The organism is Streptomyces acidicola, assembly GCF_009377235.1.
Lineage (GTDB): Bacteria > Actinomycetota > Actinomycetes > Streptomycetales > Streptomycetaceae > Streptomyces > Streptomyces acidicola.
This window is the reverse complement of sequence record NZ_VMNX01000027.1, coordinates 1-15,815: the sequence shown is the minus strand read 5'-3', so window position 1 is coordinate 15,815 and position 15,815 is coordinate 1. Positions and strand designations below refer to the sequence as shown.

Below are 15,815 nucleotides of genomic sequence, written 5' to 3'. Positions count from 1 at the left end.
GGCCGTCCTGTGGGCAAGGTTGGAGCCCCGGGGACGCCAGTCGCATCACACTCTATGGATGGCGTCGCCGACGAAGCGGCCGGCTGCGTCGTTCATGTTCCGGTGACAGTGTCCGCCGGTGGCCTGGGCTCTCTTCAAAGGACCTGACAGCGGTGCGGATCTCGCCCCGCAGGGCGCCTCCGCTACTCCTTCACAACAGGCCGGCAACACACACCGTTGGGGAGACCTCAGCGGCTGCGCTGGATGGGCTCCGCGGCTGCGCGGCAGGAGTCGTGAAGGGGTAGTGCGGGCGCGCATCTTCGGGACCGATCCTGGTGATAATTTGCGCAGTCTGGTTGCCAATGCGCCTGCATACAGGCGGAGTTAACAAGGGGATCTTGCTGTGACCGATCTCGAAGTGAGCCCCGAGATCCCCAAAAAGGGCGCTTCGGACATTCTGGACTGTCTCACGCCGGTTGAAAAGGTGGATCTGGAGCCGCTGGCCAAGCAGAGTTCCTCGCTCGGGGTCGATTCGGCCGCCGCGGCATTGGCGACATTCTGCGCGACGTGGCAGTCGGGCGCCGGGTTCCTCGCCGACTGCGCGGTGACCCTGGCAGAGGCGCTGAACTCGGCCGGCAACAACTACGCGGCGACGGATGAGGCTATCCGCGACGCAGTGAACTCAGTCAAGTCGGACTTGAGTTAAGAACGGGGAATCCGCATTCATGGCAGCCGCGCTCGGGGAGACGACTGACCCGAAGGAACTCGTCCCGGGAGACGTCGAGAAGCTTGGCGAGCTCACCACCGCCCTTACCAACTGGTCGGACAAGTTCGACGGAATCGGCGACGGCCTGCGTGCCCTGCGCATCCCGGGCTGGACCGGTAAGGCAAGTGACGCCTTCTGGCCCACCCTGTCCAAGGAGAAGACCAACTGGTACCTCGCTTCCGACGCGATGTCGGGGGCGGCCAAAGCAGTCACCTCGTATTCCTCCATGCTGAGCTGGGCGCAGCAGCAGGCCGCTACAGCGATTGCGCAATGGGAGAGCGGGCAACGCGATTCGGCGGAGGAGGTACTGAAGACCGCGCGCCAACAGCTTCAGCACGAGTCCGAGGCGTTGGCCAAGAAGCTCGACGACCTTGCGGGGGGTTCCTCCGACAGCCCCAGTTGGCTCGCGGAGGCCAGGGACTGGGTGGACGCCAAGCAGTGGACCGACGAGCACGGGCTCGGCAAGACCACTCAGACCCACTGGAAGTGGGAGAACGAGAGGTGGCGGCCCAGAGGCGAAGACGGCCAGTGGCGCACGGACAAGGAGTGGGGCAGGGACGAGAACGGTAACTGGTATATCCGGGACAAGGCTCCAGGGCCCGAGGACGGGAATCCGGCGGACCCGGCCACTGGCAAGAAGGCGGATGTCAACATCAAGCTCGCCGAGTGGTCGGGCAAGGCCAGCGCCTGGTCGGCAGGCACTCCCCCCGGCGAGACGACGGTGGGTGGCGCCACGTTGAAGGGCGCAGCAGGGATTTCGGCGCTCGGGGTGGACGGATCTGCCACCGCCAGCGTCACCAACGGGCGAGTACAGGCCGGCGTTTCGGGCAGTGCCTACCTGGCGCAGGCGTCCGCGAACGGCAGCGTTCAGTACGGCATCGCCGGAGCCCAGGCGGAGGCAAAGGCCTTTGCGGGAGCCGAGGCCTCGGCGAACCTGTCCGCCGGCAAGGACGGACTGCACGCCGGAGCGGAGGCCTTCGCCGGAGCCAAGGCCACAGGGTCGGTCTCCGCCGACGTCGGCGGCGTCGGTGTCGGGGGCGAGGCCTGGGCGGGGGTGGGAGCTTCCGCCAGTGCCGACCTGGGCATGAAAGACGGCAAGTTCACCATCGGCGGAGAGGCCGGAGTCGGTCTGGGTATCGGCGGCAAGGTCTCCGTTGATATCACCATCGATCCCGGCAAGATGATCGACTCGGCGGGTGACGCGGCTGACGCCGTGGGAGATGCCTGGGACAGCACGGTCGGCAGCTGGTTCTAGCCTGAGCTGACGCTCATCAAGGAAGTGGATTCACGATGACCACCACGTTGCCGATCAAGATCTCGTTCTCACTGCCGGACGGTTGGCAGGCGGCGCCGCCGGACGAGGTGGGGGCGCCTGGCGTCGCCTTCGTCGCGCTTCATCCCGCCTCCATGGACGGGTTCACGGCGAACATCACCATCGCCGGGCAGATGCGCAACGACAGCGCCAGCATCTGGCAGATTGCCGACGAGTCGGTACGGCGACTGCAGCAAGCAGGGCCCGTAGAGGTCATCAAGAAGACCGAAGTGGGTACGCCGGACGCCCCGGGTCTGACGGACGCCCCTGGCGTCGTGCAGAACCTCCGACTCTCCACCACCCTGAGGGGAGAACCTCTGGAACTGCTCCAGAGCCAGGTCTACCTCGGCATGGAGGACGTCAAGGACCCGTCGAAGCGCGTCGTCCTCGAACTCGTCCTCACCGCGAAGCAGAGCCAACTCGGCCAGGTCATCGCGGACTTCAAGGAGTTCATCAGGACAGTGCGCCCGGCCGAGGAGGCTCCGGCGCAGCCAAACTGAATGCCCCCTGGCCCGCAGACCTTTCACTCCGGGGCAAGGGGCATTCTGGTTGCTCAGGCAGCGGTCCAGGCCTGGGCCGGAATCCGGTCGAGCACATCGCACAAGTAGTTCAACTTCTCGTCGACGGTCTGCGGTGACAGGGCGCCCGTGTACCACGTGATGAGTTCGTTGTCGCGGAAGCGAAGTGGGGACTTCTTGGCCCGGTGGTCTGCGAGCATGAAGGGCACTACGCCACCACTCAGGGCGTTCTGGAAAAAGTCCTCGTCTTTCACAAGGACCTTGAATTCCTTGTCGAACTCCGGTACCCCTACCCGCTTCCCGGGCCGCCCGTCCAGCACCGCCCCCAGCTTGCTCCTGCGAAGGATCTCCATATACGACCCCGAGCCAGGCGCGGTGATGATGAAGACTGCCTTGATGACGAGACGCCTGTGCTCCCCAAAGTCGTTGACGTCACCGTCCACCGTGGATCGTTTGTAGCGGTACTCGAAGTACGTGAAGGGGCGGCCGCGGAACTCTCCCGTGGTGTAGTGCCAGGCGGCCTGATTCTCGCCCTTATAGAGGATGGGGCCCATACCGCCATACTGATCGATCTGCCCTCGCGTACAGGGATGGTAAGTCCAGCCACGTTCCGGAGCGATCTGGGCAATCTGCTCCCATTCGTTCCTGATCCGCGCCTCCTGCCTGCGTCCGCGAACGGACATGGTGATCACCAAGGTGAACAAGCCCGCGATGACAGCGAAGAGCAACACCTTGACGAGAATCCCTACCAGCAGCTCCATGAACCAAGATTATCGCGGACGTGCGACGGCAAATAGAACAGGGGGAATCCCGATCGCGGAAGACGCGTGTATACCTGAGGGCCCCTCAGCAGCATCCTGCGGGCGGAGCGCAACAGCGGCGAGGCACCCTGGCACAGACGTCTGCCCTTCATGGGTGAAGACCGGCCGCAGGCAAAGTGAAGGGATCATGATGCACCGCCGGATACCCAGGGCGGCCTGATATTTAATTGTTCTGACACGTGCTGTCTCCTTAGTACAGCGTGGGATGCTCCCGGGGCTTGCCCTGACGGCAGCGTTTACTGATCCGACTCAAGTCTGGAGCATCCTGCCAAGCGTGCTTCCAGCACCTTGATTATCTTGATCACACGAAATGGAACCCATCATGACCACAGCCCGCTTGTCCGCAGCAACTTGCAGCCTCTCGGCCGTAGCCGTCGGTGCGTTGCTCGTCGGCTGCTCGGCCTCGGTCAACGTTGAAAAGGCCGAGCCGAAACTGTCTGCGGACAAGCTGTCCACCACTGTCGCCGAAAAGCTTGCCGCCACGACGGGCCAGCCGAAGCCGGACGTCACCTGCCCCGACGATCTCACCGGGAAGGTTGGCACCACCACCCGCTGCACACTCACAGCAGCCGACGGCAGCACCCTGGGCGTGACGGTCACTGTTTCCTCCGTCGACGGAGACACGATCAACTTCGACATCAAGGCCGACGACGCGGCTTCCCCGGCTGCGAACTGACAAGCGGACCTTGCCGACCTGCTCCCGCGCGAGCGAGGATCGCGTACACCGAGATCACGAGCTGGCCGGCTACCGCTTCCGCCTCCGCTACACCACCGCGGCAGCCCGGGTGAAGGAGCTGGTCGAAGCGGCAGGCGACAGACAACTCGGCAGGACCAACGCCCTGTCCGGTCGTGTCGACCTCTTGGAGACCGACGAACCCGGTAACCGCGAACTCGACCGTCGCTGCGCCGGTGAAGATGTGGCGTGCATGAGGCGCCCGTCCGGTCGGAGGATGATCGTGCGGCCGGAGAGGGCGAACCCGACCTGGTAGCGGGCCCCGCCAGGCAAACGAGGCCGTCGCGAAGGACCTTGCGGTCGACCTCAACCGGTTCGCCGGCGGCGAGGATGACCGTGCCGCTGCCGGATCGGGGCAGGGCGGCAGGTGCGGGCTCGGGACCGGCCGGACGGGCAACAGAGGGCACAGTCAGGCAGGCGATGTCCACCGGCCGTAGCCGGGAGTGGACCGTGGTGACCCGATGCCCGTCGAGGAGGACGGAGACGCTGCGATGGTCCGCCCAGCCCCTGAGCGCCCCGCCGACCGGTGCCTGGTGGATGCCGACTCGCTGCCTGCCCGTCACAGGATGATCTCGCAGCTGGGAGGCACCCGCACGTCGAACACGACCGCGGTCCCCTGTGACGGCAAGACCGACGGCTCGACAACAGCGACGGACAACTCTCGCCCCGGCGACGGCCTGTTCAGGATGCTCGTCGACTCGGCCAATGCCGGTGTGGGGCCGGAAGAGGTGGCTTCCGGATGACGGCATCAGTCACGACGTCGCGGAGGGCACCAAGGCGGGGGGCCCTGTCCGGCGCGCCAGGCGCACTCGGGACCTTCGGCACCGATATCGCTGAACTCTCAAGGAACGTCCGGCTGTGAACAACCGCCTCGGCGTCGCAGGCTCCGAGTCGAGGCCGGTTTTCTGGCACGGGTTCCCCACGGGTATCTCGAACTGGATGGCCAAGGTCAGCCAGCCGGCGCTGTTCACGGTGCTGCGGGCGGCGCCCTGGTCGGAGGCCACCGTGCGGTTCTACGAGCGCGGCGCTCCCGCACCCTCAGGCCAGGGGCCGCCGTGAAGGGGGCAGGCGTACTCGTGGACCCGAAGGAGAGCCGGTTCCGCTGCACGGACACCACACACGTTTGGGCGGTGCTGACACATGCCGGGCCCACGGCCCGGCTTGAGCGGAGCAACCTCTCAAGCCGGGCTCATGGGCGACGTTACGGAGCAGACCCCGTGGCACCCTGCCCGGTGCTCAACTGCCTCCGCGCCGCCGTGTCCTGGCTCACGACTACGTACAGGCCATACACCAGAAGACCGACCGTGCCGGCGATTGCGACGACCAGGCGCCAAGCCGCCGAGGGAACGGGAAGCGCGAGCGCCACGACGCAGAGCGTCCAGAGCAGGAGGACGTTCATCAGTCGGTTCGGGATGCTGAGGATCCAGCCGCCGCCGAGGTCGAGCAGCCGCCTCTCGCCTGTTGAGCCGACAGAAGCCTGGTGGCCAGCCTTCGCCCTCGCGGACTCCTCATACTCCGGGGCGAGCCCGCCCGGGATGAACCAGCCGGCATCGCTGATGAACACCGCGCCCGTACGATGCGGCCCCTTCCGGCCTCCGTGCCGGTTGCGGTCCGGCGCCCAGACCAGATGGCCTTCCGCGCGCCCCACTGTGTCCACGTACCTGGCATTGTCCCCATGGACATGCAGCTTCACGGGGCCCTTGGACGTATCCAGGCAGATGTGTGCCTTCCCCGCCCCATGACCGTCGTACCCGGAGATGCTCGCCCGCAGCACGCGTTCGTTACCGCGCAGCCGCCGAGGAAATTGCTGGTCCCTACGGCTCGTGAGATGGACGAAGAGGAGTACCCCGATGAGGAACAGCCATCCCGAACCCAGAATCCAGGTCCACCAGTTGCTCATGGCACGACCGGAGAGTTGACGGTCGACATCGGCCCTGTCGTTGTCGCCCACGGCTCCCAGTTCGGGTCGGTCGGGGGCGTAGGCGACGTAGGCCTTGCCGCCGACCACCGCGGGATCTGGCCATTGCGACCGGAAGGCGACGCGCCTCCCGCTCCCGGCTCCGTCGGCCGGAGGCAGCAGCACCGTCACTGTGCAGTGGTACGTGCTGCCGTTCCTGTGCCGGTCCCTGACGACATCCCGCACCGACTCGACCGGCAACGCCCGCACGACGGCGCCCGAAGAAGCGATCTCCGCTGCCTTGCCCGTGGGCGTGGGCGCACCCACCCCAAGGGCGAGCGGGAGGACCAGCGCCATAACTCCGCCGTAGAACGTTAGGGCCTCTCCGTTCAACAGAGCAGAGGCGCCTCGCAACCTCACGGGGGGCGCCCCGGGTCCGCTCTTTTTTGCATCCGATGTCCGATCGGCCAGGGCGCGATAAACCAACGTGGAGTCAGGGTTGCCCGACGCGCGTCGCAACGCCCATGCCGAGAGGGCAAGGACAGCGAACATGACCGCGCAGCCCAGCACTAGAGCGTCCCGCAGGGTGGACTTCACGAGGAAGAGCCAGCACCCGAGGAGCACCGTCATCAGGAGGCACGCCACCCAGGCCACCACCTTGCCCAGGAGGATGGCCGGGCCGAGCATGCGAAGCCCACCGTCGTTCATGGCACCTATTCTCGTTCCGTCCGAACCATTCATCCGAAGTCGTCCACCAGACTCGTGTTCACCTCATGTAGGCAAGCGGGTGCAGTCCCGCCACTCTCACAGCTTGCCGGTGATGACTCCGCGCCAGATCCAGCCCGACTTCAGGACGACGCTCTGCAGGGGGGTCTTCAGGTCGTCGCTGTCGAAACTGAACGTCTCGTCGCGGCTACCGTCCTCGCCCCTGCCGAGCGACCAGCGCTTCGAGACGGTCTTCACCTGACCGCGCTGGGCCTCGGATGACAGGGCGAGCCTGGGAGTGTCACCAACCCAGTCGACCTCGAATTGCTGATCGAGGGCACGGACCTCGTGCTTCTCCGGAACCAGACGCATTTGAACTTTGAACGTCCGGCTCAGCTGAGTACGGAGGAAGAAAGTCCGCCAGGCCGGCTCCAGGACACGCCACTCGGCCACCAGGTCCACGTCCGCGTCTTCCGCGTGGCCGCCTCGGATGACGTACGGAACATCAGGACTGTTGAGGCCGAACAGGGCCGCGTGGACCTCGTCGGCGGATCGCGGGGCGATGCCGTCGGCGGGGCGCTTGGTTCCGGTCAGCTTGTCGAAGAGTCCCATGACATCAACCTATGTGCACCCCGCAGACGGTGTCAGGCAAGGCGCACTCGACCTCAAGACGGGTCTCACCAGGGCAGGCCGCGAGCAGAAGTGCGGCAAGTGAAAGCACTGTGCAGCCGACACGGCGGCCTGGGCAGCCAGTCCTCGGCCATGCCGAGTGGCCTGTCATGGATTTGGCTCCGAGAGCGATTCCGCCCCCTCGCAGCCAAGTAGGTCCTGGGCGACATAACGAGCGGTCGCGGCTGTCAGATCACGGAACCCCTCGGTTCCATTGTCCTTCGCATCATCGTGCTTCAGATATTCCGCCTGGACCTGGACCTTCGACTCGAGGTCATCGTTCTTCGGACACGGCACGAAAAGCGCCCCAGAAGTGTCGCTCGCGTATCCCTTGGCCGTACCCACCTTCAGTGCCTGGCGCCCGTCCGCTGTTATCAGTTCCTCGATGGCCTCGTCCTTGTAGAAGTCCCCGGACCAAAGGCGATACGAGATGCGTACCGTCAGTCCTCCACCTCGGACAGAGCAGAACCCCGTGGTGCTCTCCCCCGTGAAGCCCTGTGCCTCCTCTGAGTACGCCGTGCCGTGGTCCCCGGGAAGAGGGGACACCAGGTTCCCGGCTAGGGAGCCGTCACACACCTTCGCCGGTACTGCCACGGCTGGCCCTTCCCCGCCTCGGGAGACCCACCACCCCAGCCCTCCTGCCAGAACGGAACACGCTACGGCAACCGCCGTCCAACGTGCCCGACGGCTCGGATGCCGGGGATCGACGACCTCACGAAAAGCGGCCATTGCCATGAACCTCGGATCTCTTGACCACGACGGGTGCCAACATGCGAGCTACGGTTCCCACAGCCATCAGAGGCCTCTGGCTCGCGATCGGCCGTCGCTGTAATCCAGGTTGGCCTGGTGGTACACGGCATCCCCGAGCGTGCTGATCTGGTCCTCCGTGAGTCCCGCCTCCCGGCCGGCAGTCTGGGTCGCGGCCTTGACGGCCTGGGCGCCGGTCTCGCGCTGTTTCTCCAGCTCGCGCCTCGCCTCGTCACTGGCCTCGTCGCTGGAGTCACGGGTGTAGTGCTCGACCACGGCCCCTTGGATGTCCTCCACCACCCAGCCGACCGCATCACCGGCGACCGGAATCCTGCTCGTGCCCATCCCGACGAGTCGGCCGACCCACTTGTCTCCGGTAGCCCCGGCAGGCCGGGGACAACTGGCAGCACGGTCAGGGTGTAGACGGAGACCTCCGCAAACCGCAACACGAACGGGACGGCGATGAGGCCGACGCCAAGGGCCAGTCGACCCGCAATGCGTTGACCATGGTGCTCCCTGTTATGCCGGAGAACCTGGTCCGCATTCGGTGGGAGAGACAGCTGAGTCATCCGAAGTCACTCCTCATCGCCGCTGCGGCAGAACCGAGGTCGGGCTCCTCGTCCGGGCTGCTGCTGCTTCCTTGCAGGGGCAGAGCCGCGTAGGCGGCGGCTTGGCAAGCCCCGCGTACCGCTCGACAACCCCACCTGCCCCTCAGGGCCCAGATGCAGGGGCCGCATCCGGTGAATCCGGGTGCGGCCCCTGCTTAGGCGCACGAGCGTGGCGATCAGGCCGTACGATCCAGCCGGCCGCGCTTGACTCCGTCGAGGAAGGCGGCAAACGCCTCGCCATTGACAGCCAGGAGCGGACCCGGAACCACCTTCGAGTCACGCACACCAACCGTCTCGCCGGATCCGAATGCCACCTCGACACAGTTGTCACCACCTGAGCTGAAGCTGCTCTTGGTCCAGTTGGCGGCGTTCAGGTCAGCCTGGCCTATCACTCTTACTCCTTGATGAGGTCCTGCAGGAAGTCGCGTGAAGCCGGGATGTCCAGCGCCCTCGCACGCAGGTGATGGAAGGCGAGGTCGTAGCGGCCCACATGCACATCCTCCTCCAGATACAAGGAGGTTGTCAGTGGCTCGACCACCGCCAGAGGGTCACCGGCGTCGAAGCGGAAGACGGTGAAGGCCCCGTCGATGCCGGCGTGCACTCCGGCCTTGAAGGGAAGCACCTGGAACTCCACTCCGGGCAGTTCCTCCGACATCGCCAGCACTTGACGCAACTGCTCGGCCATGACCGCCGGTCCGCCCATCTCCCGGCGCAGGACCGCCTCGTCCAGCACGCACCACAGGGACAAGGGGTTCTCGCGGCGCAGCACGTACTGGCGCTTCATCCGGAGCTCGACGAAGGTACGCACCTCCCTCGCCGTCCGCCACTTGCCGCTTCCTTCGACGACGGCGTGCGCGTACGCGGGTGTCTGCAGCAACCCAGGAACGAGCTGAGCGGCATACCAGTCGGCATGGACAGCCAGCTCTTCGAGTTCGAGGTAGTCGGCGAAGGGATCGCGGACCGCGTCACGGTACTGATTGAACAGGTTGGTGCTACGGGGCGAAGACGCCATGGCGGCGAGGCGCCTGACCTCCTGGATGCGCTGCTCGTCCGTCACGTCGTAAGCCTGGAAGTACTTGTCCAGGGCTGATGACGGGACGCGCTGCTTACCGTTCTCGATCTTGCTCAGCGCGGAGGGCCCGGAGAGTCCCAACCTCTCCACGGCATCGGGCAGGTTGAGGCCCGCACGCTGCCGCAGGGTGCGGAGCGCCAGGCCGAGTCGGCGCCGCATCAGGTTGGGTCGAGCATCAGCCATGCATCGATCACCGCCTCTCTGGCGTGGACTCTACACAGCCCGGACGGCCCGACATATGCCAGTTCGGCGAGCCGGTCAGAAAACTCGCGAACCAACTTGCCGAGAAACCTTTCTCAGCGTCATGCTCTAGTCAGTCACTCTTCGCAACAGGTTGACCACTCCACGCTCACGCTCACCCTTCGCCTGGAGCACCCATGGCAGCACCCCACACCGACCTCCGTACCGGCACCCACGACCCCCTCTGCCTCCCCTACGAATCCTGGCGCCGCCTCTACGGCCTGGCCTGCGTCCGCTGCGGCGGAGGACGAGGGCTGCGGCCCGGCGGACACGCGTACACACAGCACCTCGACGGAGGCCGGCTCGGCTGGGCCGTGCGGATCTGCGCCGACTGCGAGGACTGCCCCAAGGCCATTGAAAGCAAAGGTGAGTTGACCCAATGATCAATCTGACCCTCCGCGCTCTCGACGCGCTCACCGTCCTCTTCGCCCTGCGGGGCCGTCACCGCGCCGGACACACGCCACCCGAGCCCGTACGCCGCCAAGAGTCTGGGCCCGTGCTCCGCCGAGCGCCTGGCCCCAACGCCACGAACACCGCTCTCGACGACGCCGCCACCCCACCTGTCCGCCCCTACGTACTCACCACCGAACAGCGCGCCCGGCGCCGGGCCCTCTGGCTGGCGACGTATGGCCTGAACGTTGGCCCCCGCCGTATCCCCGGAGTGGAGGTCGGCCGATGAACCTCACGGAAAAAACAGGCGGACCGGGAGAAGGAGAAGACCTTCCCAAGGAGCCCGAGCCCCGCACCCGCCTGCTCCCCTGGACCGGCTTCCTCGGCCAGCGCTGCTATCTCATCGAGGACGACACCGGTGCCGGCACCCTCTCCCGGATCGCCGACCGCGTGGAGACCGTACAACTCGGCCTCGCAGAACGGCTCCACGAACGGGCCTGGGAAGTACTCGCCACACACACCGCTCTGACCACCGAGATCCGACAGCTCGCCGAACAACTCACCCAGGCACTCGGCGACACCCTCCTCATCGCCGAAAGCCGAGGTGCACGACTCCAACACCGCACAGCTCCACCGCCCGCCCCTGCTGCTGCCACACCCACCGACTACGAGGGGATCGTCACGTCGGCCATCGGCCAAGATGTGGGCGAGCCCATCCGGCGGACCTACGACGAGTACACGCCCGGCCCGACACCGAAGGAATCGACGGCATGCGACCAGCGGCCCGAGTCGCGGAGTTACGACCAGCGGATGTCCACGGCCGAGACGGCCACCCAGAAGAAACTGCGAGAGGACTTCGGGTGACCTACGGCAGACGCAACGGAACACGACACACAGGAGGGCTCGTATGACGGTGTCCAGGACGGACGCCGAACTCCGGGAACTGGCGATAACAGCGCTCCAGGGAGGCCGTGTAGTCCATCTGCAGCCCGTCGGTGCGCCACTCCCGGGCGCCCAAGCCACCGATGCGCCGACGGCCGACTTCCCGCGTCCTCTCCCACGGCGAGCGCCGCCCCCGACCCTCCGCCGGGGTATGGGTGCGGGCGTGGATGACCGGCTTCCTCGCGTGGATCACCGCCCCGCTTGATTTCCTCGGCGACCTGCTCCTGATGCCCTTCCGGGGACTCTTGTGGCCCTGCCGGAGCAAGGAGAAGCGCCGGCAGGAGAAGAGACTCAACGACGGATGGGACAGTGCGGCCGGGGGCCTCGGGACCGCTGTGTACGTCTGGAGAGGGGACCGCGTGCTGGCCGTCGGAGAGCGGTGGGTCAGCCCTCTGTACGTCCGTGAGCGCGAGGTGGAGATCGCCTGGTCCATCCCTCGGGACACCGACAGCCATCACGGACCCGCCCGGCCCGGCAACGCCGCGAGCGTACGTGCCAGGCATCGCCGGGCAGGCGGGAGCTTGACGCCGGAACGCTAGGAAGTAATCGACTCCACGATGTTGGCGACGAAGCCCAGGACGCCCACAGCGACACCGACAACGACACCGCCATCCGCCCGATCGGCCGCCCTCTCGCGCCACGAGGGCTCCGGGCTCCGGTTCGGCTCGCCCGACTTTGGTGGCCTGATCGCCAAATACGCCAGCCAGCCGAGGATGGCCACGGCAAACCCGACCTGCCACAGCTCACCCACGACGCCGCGGACCCCTGCCCGCTGGATCGTCTGCGGCTCAAGCCCCTGCCGCGCGTCGAACTCGGTGCCGTCCGGGTAGTCGTGCCCGGTTCCCTCAAGGTGCACGTAGACGGCGTCGTCGGCGCTGCCGCCGTCCGGAATGAAGTCGCCGTAGCAGTCGTAGTCGGAGTTCTTACGGCTGGTGTTGGTGTCGTAGCAGCTCTCCACCTTGTACGTGCCCGGGGTGCCGTAGACGCCTGCGGACAGGGCGAGATCGGCGGTCGCGGTGACAGCCCAGAAGGCGGCGACGAACGCGACAATGCCGCCGCAGATCCAGAGGATCACGCGGGTCACGGGGCCCCGGGGGCGGGAATCAGTACGGGAGTCGGTCATGCGGAGCTAGATGATCCTTCGCGTGAGGTCGGCGCCGCTGCCCTCATTCGTCGGCATACCGTGCTTGTCAAAAGGAAGACTCGCGTCGCGATCTTCCACAGGTCCTCGTCACATAAGAACGGTTATGGTGCGGCTCGCTTCGCAGGAGGGTCCTCACTCAAATACGCTCCACTGGCCGCGAACGCTCCGAGGAAACCGACGATTCCCGCGGCCCAACGCCACCCGGTCCCCACGTCGAACGTCAGCAACGCAGCACAGGCGACAACCACCACGCAAGTCTGCAATGCCAATGGCTCGACAAAGAGAGGCCACTGGGAGCGAAAATCGAATAGCCGAAGCGGCCGGTCCTCCAGCAAAGCAGGGCGGAGTTTCTCAACGGAGACACCACTGTCATTCAACGACCGCGCCTCGTCAACGCTCACCATTCCGTGCACGACCAGCCCTGTGTCGAACACCAACACCGCAGGCGTCCTGTTCGGCGAGATCCGCGAACCCCGCGCTCCCCGATGAGCGTCCCAGCACAGCCAGAGCTGTTGGCCTTCCATCGCCTCTGGCAAACCGCGCTTGCCGACGTTTGTACGGAAATGCACCCACCCAGCATCCGTACCGATCTCCAGATAGATGTCTTTCCCTGACGACCCTTGCTCGGCCCCAGCACCGGGCCCACCAACGCGGGTGTAGTGCCCCCGCATGGCCTTGTCTCTCTTGCCCAGGCGTGAATATGAACGAAAACCATGTCTGGTCGACACATGACTGACGGCGGCGAAGCAACTAAGAAGCCAGGCGGCGAAGAAGAACCAGCGCATGTACGCGGGCATTGTTTCCCCACGCAACTCCCAGCCGAGACTCCGCTCGTCCCCTGCTACCGCTCCGAGCTGCGGTTGTGCGGGCGCGTACAGAACCTCCACCGGGTCACCTGGACGCAACGGCTGCTTCGTCGTCGCCTTGACTGTTGCCGACACGGGTTCGCCACCGGATTTGGCAGGCAACTGGACGACCACTGTCGCCGTGTAGGGGTCCTTGCCCCTGGAGGACTTTCGCCGTACATCGCTGACCTTTTCCGCCCGTGCGAATCCGAACTCGGCCCCGGCCGAATGGATGCGCTCCACCCGCTCCGGCCTCTGCGGTGCTCCTACCGCCAGGGCGAAAACCCCCACAAGCACGGTTGCGTTCCCGATCACCCAGGCGAAAGCTCGGAGTTGTTGCCCCCGCCTCGACGGGATGGTCCGCGGCACAGAGACCGACTCCGTGGCCGGCCCCTTCTCCTCATCAGCCGCCTCGGTGCATGCGGCCGCGGCGACCTCTCTGAACGGCCGCCGTCCCCCTGACGACCGTTGATTTAGCGCGACCACTACGACGCAGACGAGCACACAGCCAAGGGAAACCAGAACCAGCTGCCGCCGCAGCTCTGGTGCGGTACCGAACAGCCACAGCCCGAGCACGGACATCGCCGCCATCAACCCCAGACCCGCACACCACGCGCCGATCTTGGAGGACACCTTGAAAGGCGTACGCGTGACTTCCGCATGCATCATCAGCCGAAGTCCTCGCGAATCCGGTCCGTTGCCGTCTCGTGCTCGCCCTCGACGCCCCTCTCGGCGGCCTTCTGAGCCTCTTTCGCACTCTCGTCCACGCCGTCGAAGCCGTCCTTCGCGGTGTTCGCGGAAACGCCCCCCGCTACAGGCGTGGCAGCACCGAAGGCGGTGTCGCCACCGAGTCGCTGGTGCTCCGGTCGATCCCCGCTGTAGGTGAAGTCGTTGTCGTTCCTCAGACCTCGGGCCATGTCGTCGAGACCCCTGTCGACGGCCCTTGCTCCGCCACCGAGTCCACCAGCCGCGCCTCCGGCGATACCGGTGACAAGGCCCTGCCGGATGTCGAAGTCCTCACCCTTGCGGATAGAGTCCACATAGTCTCCCGACATACCTCCAGCCGCACCGCCAACCATGCCGCTGACGATCTCCTTACCACCCAGTGTGGTCACGGCCTTGCCCGCCGCAGTCCCGACGGTCGCGCCCGCCAGGCCTCCAATCATGTTGGTCCCGACTTCCCAGCCCTTGCCGCTCAGCTGGCTGGTGATCATGCCACCCGCAGTGCCGCCAGCCCAGTTCAGCAGCCCTTCAGCGAAGAGTCTGCCCGCCTTTCCCGAGTTGTACAGGCGCAGGAAGTTTGTACCGATCACCCTTAGGAGCCCGCCCAGTCGGCCCGCTGCCTCGAGAGCCCTCGTGACCAACATGGTGACTCGCGCTGTACCGGCCGCCGCCGACACACCCAAGGTGAGGAACGACATGCCCACCGAGACCCCGATGGAGATCCCGATCTCCACGTAGATGTCGTGAATCTCCTCATTGACCTCGCGAATAGTCTTGGCAGCGTCCTCAAGGCCCTGGGCAGCTTCGTCGAAGTCGTCCGTCGCGCTCAGCACGGCAGTCGCGAACTCATCCCAATGAGCCTGGAAGGCATTGGCGGCCTCACCACGCCATGTGTGTCCGACTGTTGCCCTGACGTCCTTGTCCAGGTCCTTGACCAGGCCCTCGACGTCAGACTTCAGCTGGCGCCACGCCTTGGCCGCAGCTTCCAACTCATCCGGGCGACCGCCGGGATTGATGACCTCGATGCCGAGTTCGATGATCTCTTCGGCCGCGGACTCGTTCCCGCTCACCGATCACCGTCCGATTGCTTCCCGAAGAGGACCGCGAGGTCATCGTCGGTAACTTCGGTGTCCCTGTTCACCTTCCGCAAAGCGTCGGCGATGCTGTCCAAGTGCTCATGCACGACCTTCATGGCGCTGGCTACGTCCGCCGAGTAAGAGATGTAGGCGGAGGTGACCTCAGCTGATTCCGTCAAGACGCCGAAGCCATCAGTGATCGCTTCTTCCCCTGTCTCCTCCTCGAACTTCTTGAGGTAGGCCCTCAGGTCGTATGCCTGCATCTCGAACTTGCGGGCCAGTTCCCTGCCCGCTCCAGGCTCATAATACGAAGTTCCGTCATCAGCCATTTTTGTCCTGATCTTGGTGGTGAACATGCCGAGGATCGAGAGCGTTGAGGCCTTCCCAGAACGATCAGATCCAGGGCGGAACCTCGTTTCGGCCCGAAAAACACACCAGAGCCTTCAGCACCTGCTGGAATGGGCCCTGAATCGGCTACTTACTGGCGATGGTGCGAGGGCTGTTGGGCGTTGGGGCTGGTCACTGGGGCGGCCGTCCAGGGGAAGAAGCGATCACTGATGGCTTCGGCGTCTTGACGGAATCAGCTGAGGTCACCTCCGCCTACATCTCTTACTCGGCGGACGTAGCC

Annotated in this window: 21 protein-coding genes; 10 read left to right on the top strand and 11 right to left on the bottom strand. The window is 65.7% G+C overall.

Translation table 11 applies throughout. The features are described 5' to 3' along the window. The first annotated feature begins 382 nt into the window (after positions 1 to 382). Genes FPZ41_RS10695 through FPZ41_RS10685 form a run of 3 tightly spaced genes read left to right on the top strand, consistent with a single transcriptional unit; the run spans position 383 to position 2,557 of the window. Positions 383 to 685 (top strand): hypothetical protein, encoded by a 303-nt coding sequence (locus FPZ41_RS10695; protein ID WP_152861411.1) that lies wholly within the window; start codon positions 383 to 385, stop codon positions 683 to 685. 19 nt (positions 686 to 704) lie between these two features. After that, complete coding sequence (locus FPZ41_RS10690; RefSeq protein ID WP_152861409.1) at positions 705 to 2,000, top strand: putative T7SS-secreted protein; 1,296 nt, start codon at positions 705 to 707, stop codon at positions 1,998 to 2,000. Positions 2,001 to 2,035: 35 nt separating this feature from the next. Then, positions 2,036 to 2,557 (top strand): hypothetical protein, encoded by a 522-nt coding sequence (locus FPZ41_RS10685; RefSeq protein WP_194236054.1) that lies wholly within the window; start codon positions 2,036 to 2,038, stop codon positions 2,555 to 2,557. Between the two features lie 53 nt (positions 2,558 to 2,610). Here FPZ41_RS10685 and FPZ41_RS10680 read toward each other — a convergent pair whose 3' ends face one another. Beyond that, positions 2,611 to 3,336, bottom strand: a complete 726-nt coding sequence (locus FPZ41_RS10680; protein WP_152861407.1) for a hypothetical protein — start codon at positions 3,334 to 3,336, stop codon at positions 2,611 to 2,613. 382 nt (positions 3,337 to 3,718) lie between these two features. Here FPZ41_RS10680 and FPZ41_RS10675 point away from each other — a divergent pair, with 382 nt between their 5' ends. From FPZ41_RS10675 to FPZ41_RS10665, 3 genes are all read left to right on the top strand, one after another. Then, positions 3,719 to 4,072 (top strand): DUF4333 domain-containing protein, encoded by a 354-nt coding sequence (locus tag FPZ41_RS10675; RefSeq protein WP_152861405.1) that lies wholly within the window; start codon positions 3,719 to 3,721, stop codon positions 4,070 to 4,072. A gap of 518 nt (positions 4,073 to 4,590) precedes the next feature. Next, on the top strand, positions 4,591 to 4,872 hold the full coding sequence (locus FPZ41_RS47000; RefSeq protein WP_194236053.1) for a hypothetical protein: 282 nt from the start codon (positions 4,591 to 4,593) through the stop codon (positions 4,870 to 4,872). Positions 4,873 to 4,987: 115 nt separating this feature from the next. Continuing rightward, positions 4,988 to 5,188: a hypothetical protein gene (locus FPZ41_RS10665; protein ID WP_152861403.1), complete on the top strand. Its 201-nt coding sequence runs from the start codon at positions 4,988 to 4,990 to the stop codon at positions 5,186 to 5,188. Positions 5,189 to 5,330: 142 nt separating this feature from the next. Here the strand turns inward: FPZ41_RS10665 and FPZ41_RS10660 are convergent, their stop codons facing one another. From FPZ41_RS10660 to FPZ41_RS10635, 6 genes are all read right to left on the bottom strand, one after another. Continuing rightward, positions 5,331 to 6,713 carry a hypothetical protein gene (locus FPZ41_RS10660; protein WP_152861401.1) on the bottom strand — a complete coding sequence of 461 codons (1,383 nt, stop codon included), beginning with the start codon at positions 6,711 to 6,713 and terminating at the stop codon, positions 5,331 to 5,333. Between the two features lie 117 nt (positions 6,714 to 6,830). Further along, entirely contained in the window at positions 6,831 to 7,343 is a 513-nt protein-coding gene (locus FPZ41_RS10655) for a hypothetical protein (RefSeq protein ID WP_152861399.1), read from the bottom strand. A 165-nt stretch (positions 7,344 to 7,508) separates the two neighbouring features. Beyond that, entirely contained in the window at positions 7,509 to 7,994 is a 486-nt protein-coding gene (locus FPZ41_RS10650) for a hypothetical protein (protein WP_152861397.1), read from the bottom strand. Between the two features lie 201 nt (positions 7,995 to 8,195). Then, entirely contained in the window at positions 8,196 to 8,492 is a 297-nt protein-coding gene (locus FPZ41_RS10645; protein WP_152861395.1) for a hypothetical protein, read from the bottom strand. A gap of 439 nt (positions 8,493 to 8,931) precedes the next feature. Beyond that, complete coding sequence (locus tag FPZ41_RS10640) at positions 8,932 to 9,147, bottom strand: DUF397 domain-containing protein (RefSeq protein ID WP_322620065.1); 216 nt, start codon at positions 9,145 to 9,147, stop codon at positions 8,932 to 8,934. A 2-nt stretch (positions 9,148 to 9,149) separates the two neighbouring features. Continuing rightward, complete coding sequence (locus tag FPZ41_RS10635; protein WP_152861393.1) at positions 9,150 to 10,010, bottom strand: helix-turn-helix domain-containing protein; 861 nt, start codon at positions 10,008 to 10,010, stop codon at positions 9,150 to 9,152. A gap of 194 nt (positions 10,011 to 10,204) precedes the next feature. Here FPZ41_RS10635 and FPZ41_RS10630 point away from each other — a divergent pair, with 194 nt between their 5' ends. From FPZ41_RS10630 to FPZ41_RS10615, 4 genes are all read left to right on the top strand, one after another. Then, a complete protein-coding gene (locus FPZ41_RS10630; protein ID WP_152861391.1) occupies positions 10,205 to 10,450 on the top strand; it encodes a hypothetical protein in 246 nt (81 codons plus the stop codon). Beyond that, complete coding sequence (locus FPZ41_RS10625) at positions 10,447 to 10,746, top strand: hypothetical protein (RefSeq protein WP_152861389.1); 300 nt, start codon at positions 10,447 to 10,449, stop codon at positions 10,744 to 10,746. The genes FPZ41_RS10630 and FPZ41_RS10625 overlap by 4 nt, the downstream gene beginning before the upstream one ends. Beyond that, positions 10,743 to 11,321, top strand: a complete 579-nt coding sequence (locus FPZ41_RS46995) for a hypothetical protein (RefSeq protein ID WP_194236052.1) — start codon at positions 10,743 to 10,745, stop codon at positions 11,319 to 11,321. Before FPZ41_RS10625 ends, FPZ41_RS46995 begins: the two co-directional genes overlap by 4 nt. Positions 11,322 to 11,566: 245 nt before the next feature. Beyond that, entirely contained in the window at positions 11,567 to 11,938 is a 372-nt protein-coding gene (locus FPZ41_RS10615; RefSeq protein ID WP_152861387.1) for a hypothetical protein, read from the top strand. Here FPZ41_RS10615 and FPZ41_RS10610 read toward each other — a convergent pair. From FPZ41_RS10610 to FPZ41_RS10595, 4 genes are all read right to left on the bottom strand, one after another. Then, positions 11,935 to 12,522, bottom strand: a complete 588-nt coding sequence (locus tag FPZ41_RS10610; protein WP_152861385.1) for a hypothetical protein — start codon at positions 12,520 to 12,522, stop codon at positions 11,935 to 11,937. The genes FPZ41_RS10615 and FPZ41_RS10610 overlap by 4 nt on opposite strands. A gap of 122 nt (positions 12,523 to 12,644) precedes the next feature. After that, entirely contained in the window at positions 12,645 to 14,021 is a 1,377-nt protein-coding gene (locus FPZ41_RS10605; protein WP_152861383.1) for a hypothetical protein, read from the bottom strand. 35 nt (positions 14,022 to 14,056) lie between these two features. Then, a complete protein-coding gene (locus tag FPZ41_RS10600; protein WP_152861381.1) occupies positions 14,057 to 15,181 on the bottom strand; it encodes a WXG100 family type VII secretion target in 1,125 nt (374 codons plus the stop codon). Beyond that, the gene (locus FPZ41_RS10595; protein WP_228022664.1) at positions 15,178 to 15,543 is read right to left on the bottom strand and encodes a hypothetical protein; all 366 of its coding nucleotides are present in this window, start codon (positions 15,541 to 15,543) and stop codon (positions 15,178 to 15,180) included. The genes FPZ41_RS10600 and FPZ41_RS10595 overlap by 4 nt, the downstream gene beginning before the upstream one ends. Positions 15,544 to 15,815: the final 272 nt, after the last annotated feature.

Excerpts from the sequence above, each read along its gene's own strand:
- FPZ41_RS10595 (WP_228022664.1), bottom strand. The coding sequence starts at position 15,543 with ATGTTCACCACCAAGATCAGGACAAAAATGGCTGATGACGGAACTTCG.
- FPZ41_RS10685 (WP_194236054.1), top strand. The coding sequence starts at position 2,036 with ATGACCACCACGTTGCCGATCAAGATCTCGTTCTCACTGCCGGACGGT.
- FPZ41_RS10630 (WP_152861391.1), top strand. The coding sequence starts at position 10,205 with ATGGCAGCACCCCACACCGACCTCCGTACCGGCACCCACGACCCCCTC.
- FPZ41_RS10610 (WP_152861385.1), bottom strand. The coding sequence starts at position 12,522 with ATGACCGACTCCCGTACTGATTCCCGCCCCCGGGGCCCCGTGACCCGC.
- FPZ41_RS10645 (WP_152861395.1), bottom strand. The coding sequence starts at position 8,492 with ATGGGCACGAGCAGGATTCCGGTCGCCGGTGATGCGGTCGGCTGGGTG.
- FPZ41_RS10690 (WP_152861409.1), top strand. The coding sequence starts at position 705 with ATGGCAGCCGCGCTCGGGGAGACGACTGACCCGAAGGAACTCGTCCCG.
- FPZ41_RS47000 (WP_194236053.1), top strand. The coding sequence starts at position 4,591 with ATGCCCGTCGAGGAGGACGGAGACGCTGCGATGGTCCGCCCAGCCCCT.
- FPZ41_RS10615 (WP_152861387.1), top strand. The coding sequence starts at position 11,567 with ATGACCGGCTTCCTCGCGTGGATCACCGCCCCGCTTGATTTCCTCGGC.
- FPZ41_RS10635 (WP_152861393.1), bottom strand. The coding sequence starts at position 10,010 with ATGGCTGATGCTCGACCCAACCTGATGCGGCGCCGACTCGGCCTGGCG.
- FPZ41_RS10655 (WP_152861399.1), bottom strand. The coding sequence starts at position 7,343 with ATGGGACTCTTCGACAAGCTGACCGGAACCAAGCGCCCCGCCGACGGC.
- FPZ41_RS10660 (WP_152861401.1), bottom strand. The coding sequence starts at position 6,713 with ATGCTCGGCCCGGCCATCCTCCTGGGCAAGGTGGTGGCCTGGGTGGCG.
- FPZ41_RS46995 (WP_194236052.1), top strand. The coding sequence starts at position 10,743 with ATGAACCTCACGGAAAAAACAGGCGGACCGGGAGAAGGAGAAGACCTT.
- FPZ41_RS10625 (WP_152861389.1), top strand. The coding sequence starts at position 10,447 with ATGATCAATCTGACCCTCCGCGCTCTCGACGCGCTCACCGTCCTCTTC.
- FPZ41_RS10675 (WP_152861405.1), top strand. The coding sequence starts at position 3,719 with ATGACCACAGCCCGCTTGTCCGCAGCAACTTGCAGCCTCTCGGCCGTA.
- FPZ41_RS10680 (WP_152861407.1), bottom strand. The coding sequence starts at position 3,336 with ATGGAGCTGCTGGTAGGGATTCTCGTCAAGGTGTTGCTCTTCGCTGTC.